Annotated in this window: 6 protein-coding genes; 3 read left to right on the top strand and 3 right to left on the bottom strand. The window is 65.4% G+C overall.

What is annotated here, in order from left to right:
* A partial coding sequence (locus EN991_RS25260) for a helix-turn-helix transcriptional regulator (protein WP_164769357.1) occupies window positions 1-243 on the bottom strand: 243 nt, incomplete at its 3' end.
* A 208-nt stretch (window positions 244-451) separates the two neighbouring features.
* Between EN991_RS25260 and EN991_RS25255 the strand changes: the two genes are divergently transcribed.
* Window positions 452-1630 (top strand): MFS transporter, encoded by a 1179-nt coding sequence (locus tag EN991_RS25255; protein WP_013530113.1) that lies wholly within the window; start codon window positions 452-454, stop codon window positions 1628-1630.
* A gap of 21 nt (window positions 1631-1651) precedes the next feature.
* Here the strand turns inward: EN991_RS25255 and EN991_RS25250 are convergent, their stop codons facing one another.
* Window positions 1652-2110, bottom strand: coding sequence for a MarR family winged helix-turn-helix transcriptional regulator (locus EN991_RS25250; protein WP_013530114.1), 459 nt, complete (start codon window positions 2108-2110; stop codon window positions 1652-1654).
* Window positions 2111-2319: 209 nt separating this feature from the next.
* On the opposite strand from EN991_RS25250, the gene EN991_RS25245 reads away from it, so the two are divergent.
* Complete coding sequence (locus EN991_RS25245; protein ID WP_013530115.1) at window positions 2320-3114, top strand: SDR family oxidoreductase; 795 nt, start codon at window positions 2320-2322, stop codon at window positions 3112-3114.
* A 235-nt stretch (window positions 3115-3349) separates the two neighbouring features.
* On the opposite strand, the gene EN991_RS25240 is transcribed toward EN991_RS25245, so the two are convergent.
* A complete protein-coding gene (locus EN991_RS25240) occupies window positions 3350-3949 on the bottom strand; it encodes a LysE family translocator (RefSeq protein ID WP_127369782.1) in 600 nt (199 codons plus the stop codon).
* A 98-nt stretch (window positions 3950-4047) separates the two neighbouring features.
* Between EN991_RS25240 and EN991_RS25235 the strand changes: the two genes are divergently transcribed.
* Window positions 4048-4307 (top strand): LysR family transcriptional regulator (locus tag EN991_RS25235; protein ID WP_127369783.1); only part of this gene is annotated, 260 nt, incomplete at its 3' end.

Here is a 4307-nt window from a genome sequence, read left to right as displayed (position 1 = left end):
GCGCAGTGTGATCATGCGGTTGGTGCCGACCACCTCGGCGCGGGTGACGCCGGCCTCGCGCAATTTGGCGAGGTGGTAGCTCAGATTGGTCTTCGAGCCGAAATCGAGGAACTGGCTGCAGTTCAGCGGCACGCCCTGCTTGCTGGCGAGATAGCGCACGATGGCAAGCCGCGTCGGGTCGCCGAGCACGCCAAGCACGATCGGCAGGCTGATCTGGTCCGTATTGGGGTGTGGCAAGGTCATGGCTCGAAACTAAGCACAGTCGGGTCCGATTTCAACGCATCCATCATTGTTGGCTCCACGTGGCCTTTCTCCGTCTCGCGCGAACCCCGCCCGGCCTGTGCTGACACAGGGCTGTCAGGAAGGTTCAGCTATTTTTCCCTGGCTTCATTGACATGATGCCCTGTTATGTCCAATTGTTCAATAACTTTTGAACTAAGGACATCCCGCCATGGACAAGCGCCTCTTCTGGCTCGCGCTCGGATCGTTCACGATCTCGACCGAAGGCTTCGTCATCTCCAGCCTTCTGCCCGACATCGCGGCGGATGCCGGCATCTCCATTCCGCTGGCCGGCACGCTGATTACCGCCTTCGCGCTCGCCTATGCGGTCGGCACGCCGATTCTCGCGACGCTGACCGGCGAATGGGACCGGCGCCGCGTCATCCTGTGGACGCTGGTGTTCTTCGTCATCGGCAACATCGCCGCCGCCTTGAGTTCCTCCTTCGAACTGCTGCTGGTCGCGCGCATCGTCATGGCGCTGTCGTCGGGCCTGTTCGCCGCAACCGCGCAGGGCACCGCAGTAGCGCTGGTCGATGATCATCACCGGGCGCGTGCCATCGCCGTCGTCGTCGGCGGCACCACTGTGGCCGTTGCGCTCGGTGCGCCGCTCGGCGCGCTCGTTGCCACCGTCGCCGGCTGGCGCGGCACCTTCTTTGCCATCGCCGGCCTTGGCGCGCTTGCAGGCGCGATCCTGTGGTACCGGCTGCCGCAGGGCATCGTCGGCACCAGGCTGCCCTTGAAGCGCAGGCTGGCGGCAGCGCTGCGTCCCGGCGTGATGCCGATCCTGTTGACGACAGTGCTGGCGCTGATCGGCGCCTTCACCGTCTTTGCCTATGTCGCGCCGCTTGCCATCGAGGGCGGCGGTCTCAGCCAGATCGCGCTGCCCGGCATGCTGCTCGCCTTCGGCGTCGGCGCCGTCATCGGCAACATTGGCGGCGGCCAGGCCGCCGACCGGTTCGGTGCGACCCGCACCGTCGGCTGGTCGCTGGCGCTGAGTGCAGCCATGCTGGTTTTATTGTCGGTCATCCCGACCTTCCTGCCGCACCATATTGCCGGGCCGGCGCTGATGGCGATGATGGTGCCGTGGGGCATCGTCGGCTGGGCGTTCCCGCCGGCGCAGGCGAGCCGCATCATCAAGCTGGCGCCCGATGCCGCCCCGATCGTGCTGTCGCTCAACGCCTCGGCGCTCTATCTCGGCGTGGCGCTGGGTGCCGTGGTCGGTGGTGCCGTGCTGCGCTACGGCGCGCCGGCCGATCTCGGCCTAGTGGCCGCGATCTTCCCGATCGTCGGGCTTGGCGTCGTGGTCGCCGGCCGCTGGGCGGCTCGGCCTGTAGAAATGCCTGCCGAGTAGAGTCTTTGGCAAACGCTGGCCTTAGGGCGTGGCCGGCGGCAGATCAAAATCCAGCGCGGCGATCTCATCCAGAGCCGCGCGCAAATCTTCGGCCTTGTCCTTGCCGACGACATCTTCGAAGCGCTGCTGGGCGATTTGCCACAGTTTCATCGCTTCCTCGAGCTTGTCCAGGCCCTTTGGCGTCAGTCGTACACGCTTGACGCGGCGGTCCTCCGGGTCGGCGAAGGTCTCGACATAGCCGTCGCGGATCAGCGGTTTCAGCGTGTGGCCGAGCGCCGACAGGTCCATGATCAGCGACGTGGCGATGGCGCCCATCGCCGGCTCATCGCCCATATGGATCTGGTAAAGCAGGCCCTGCTGCGTCGCCTTGAGGCCTGACGGCTCCACCACATCATCATAAAACTTGCCGAGCTTGCGCGCCGCGCGGCGCAGCGCGGCGTTGTTGCAGAGCGTGAGGCCGGGCAGGCTGTCCTTTGACATGATGGTCCCTGGCGCCGGCGAATGAGGCCCGGCTGCTCCCCTCAAATAATCCCCGCCCGTCTCATTGACAAGATAGTGGCATATGCCTACTTCACGATTAGTGGTATATGCCACTAAATCAGATCAAGCGGCTTTCCGGCAGCGCGGCAGATGCCACGGCGCCGGGGTCATTCGAAACGAACAAGATCAGTTGAAGAAGGAACAGGACAATGAGTGGACAGGGCAACAAGGGCACGGCGGTCGTCACCGGTGCTTCGTCGGGCATCGGCGCGGTCTATGCCGACCGGCTGGCGGGGCAGGGCTACGATCTGGTGCTGGTGGCGCGGCGCGCCGACCGGCTGGAGGAACTGGCCGGGAAGCTGCGCCAGACCTATAGCCGCAAGGTCGGCGTGATCAGCGCCGATCTTGCAAACGACGATGATGTGCGCCGCGTCGAGCAAGCTGTAACAGCCGACGAGAGCATCACACTGCTGGTCAACAATGCCGGCATCGGCGGCCAGGCCGTCGTGGCCACCGCCGATGTCGACGCGGCCGAGCGCATGATCAAGGTCAACACCATCGCCTTGACGCGTCTAACCCGCGCCGTGCTGCCGGGGCTTTTGGCACGCAACCGCGGCGGCATCGTCAACATCGCCTCGGTGCTCGCCTTCGACACCTCCTTCGGCGGCATCTACAGCGGCACCAAAGCTTATGTGGTCAACTTCACCGAAGCCCTGCACCGTGAGGTCGAGGGCACCAATGTGAAGGTGCAGGTGGTGCTGCCGGGCGCGACCCGGACCGATTTCTGGGAACTTGCCGGCACCGATATCGCAAACGTTCCGAAGGAGATCATCATGACCGCCGACGACATGGTCGATGCCGCACTTGTCGGCTTGGCCAAAGGCGAGGCGGTCACCGTGCCCGCGCTTGCCGATGCGGCCAAGCTCGACACATTCCTCGGCGCCCGGCAAGCCTTCTACGGCAGCCTGCACGCCGACAAGCCGGCGGCGCGTTACGGGGTTTGACGGTTGAGGGGCTGGTTTGCTTTGCGAACCAGGACCCCCAGCCCGCTGCTTCGCAGCGACTTGCCGGGGCGAGCCACGGGTCTCGCCCACCTTCGGACCCCCATAAGGGGGAAGGTTAGGGGCGCGCGCCACCCTCCTTGAGGCTTGGAAAAGGCGCGCTCCCTACCTCCCCCTTGTGGGGAGGTCGGACCGAAGGCCCGGGTGGGGGGCTGGCGCGGTTTTTGGCTTGAGCGCTTTACACCGACCGCCACATCGGAATGATCGAGGCGGCCAGCACCAGCGCCAGCACGACGTTGAGCGCGCGCCATTGCCACTCGGTCTTGAGCAGCCGCGCCAGCACCATGCCGGCCACGCACCACAGTGAAAGCGAGGCGGCGGCCGCGAGGCCGAAAGTGGCGCCGAGCAGCAGCGCGAGCTGCATCGGTCCGCTGGCCAATGCCGCGAACGACGCCGCGGCGCCCAGTCCCATCGCCCATCCCTTCGGGTTCATCCATTGAATGCCGGCGCCGCCGAGAAAGCTGTTCGGCCTGGTCATGTTCACATCCAGATTAGGCGGTCCGCTGCGGCCGATCTTGATCGCCAGCCAGACGAGATAAAGTGAGCCGGTGACCTTCATCGCCAGTTGCAGCGAGGGCACGGCGAGCAGCAGGCCGGCGAGCCCGGCGGCGGCGGCGCTCGTCACCGTGGCGAGGCCGGCGGCGCTGCCGATCAGCAGGGGTACGGAACGGCGAAAGCCGAACTGCGCGCCCGATGCCGTCGACAGGGTCGTGGCGATGCCGGGCGTGGTGGTGGCGACGATGGCAAACAGGATGAGCGGGAAAATGGGCTCGAGCATGCGGCGTCCTCGGTGGGAGGGCTGCCATCGTAGCTGCGCACGAACTTCAGTAAATGCAATGTTTGCTATGGTTGACATTAGCAAGCATAATGCCAACCATGATCCGAAATCTCGACATGGCGCTGATCCGCACCTTTATCACCGTCGCCGACAAGGCCAGCATGACAGCGGCGGCCAATGCACTGCACCTGACGCAAGGTGCTGTCAGCCAGCAGGTCAAACGGCTGGAGGAGGCGTTCGGCTCGAGCCTCTTCGAGCGCGACCGGCGCGGCTTGCGGCTGACGCGCGCCGGTGAACAGCTATTCGGCAGGGGCAAGCGGCTGCTGGCCTTGAATGACGAGATCTGGGCCGAAATGGC

Source organism: Mesorhizobium sp. M7A.F.Ca.US.005.03.2.1 (assembly GCF_003997795.1).
Lineage (GTDB): Bacteria > Pseudomonadota > Alphaproteobacteria > Rhizobiales > Rhizobiaceae > Mesorhizobium > Mesorhizobium ciceri.
Note: the sequence above shows the minus strand (reverse complement) of the source record. Positions and strands in the feature narration are given on the sequence as shown.